Source organism: Alteromonas sp. MTD1 (assembly GCF_042848195.1).
GTDB lineage: Bacteria > Pseudomonadota > Gammaproteobacteria > Enterobacterales > Alteromonadaceae > Alteromonas.
This window is the reverse complement of the sequence record NZ_BTGG01000023.1, coordinates 1-612: the sequence shown is the minus strand read 5'-3', so window position 1 is coordinate 612 and position 612 is coordinate 1. Positions and strand designations below refer to the sequence as shown.

At 41.0% G+C, this 612-nt stretch carries 1 protein-coding gene; it reads right to left on the bottom strand.

From position 1 onward, the window contains the following. Positions 1–58: 58 nt before the first annotated feature. Entirely contained in the window at positions 59–493 is a 435-nt protein-coding gene (gene tnpA / locus ACGHAV_RS16935; RefSeq protein ID WP_390383369.1) for an IS200/IS605 family transposase, read from the bottom strand. Positions 494–612 lie beyond the last annotated feature (119 nt).

Sequence of the window (612 nt, the reverse complement as noted above, 5' to 3'; positions counted from 1 at the left end):
AGTAAAGAATCCACCTTCTAAAGAAGGTGGCTTTGCGTTAACCCCCTAAAAGGGGGCATTACTCCAGAGCAAGCTTTGCTTGCTCTTGCTTCTCTACCTTTTGTTGATGTCGTACGTAACGTCTAATAATTTCTTCGTTTACTCCGACTGAATCAACGAAATAGCCTCGCTGCCAGAAGTGGTTACCCCACATCTTATTTTTGCGTAAGTGAGGATATTTGCTAAATAGTTTTAATGCTATCTTCCCTTTTAGCGCTCCCATTAAACTAGATATTGATAGCTTCGGGGGGACTTTAACAACTAAATGTACATGATCTATCTGCACATTCAGCTCCACTACTTTACATCCGAGCTGCTCACTGTAAACGTGAATACAACGATAAACATCGCTGCCCAGCTTGCCTTTCAAAATCCTAAATCGGTATTTAGGTGTCCATACTATGTGATATTGACATCGCCAAAACACATGCGATGCTTGCTCGTATCTACTCATGTTAGTTTCCTTTTTGACTTCGCTAAAAATCAAAGGGAGATTTAACATGGGTAGGTATTCGGGCAAAGCCCCTAACTAATGATAACCACCTACTGAAGTAGGTGGTTTAAGACAGACAA

Excerpts from the sequence above, each read along its gene's own strand:
- tnpA (WP_390383369.1), bottom strand. The coding sequence starts at position 493 with ATGAGTAGATACGAGCAAGCATCGCATGTGTTTTGGCGATGTCAATAT.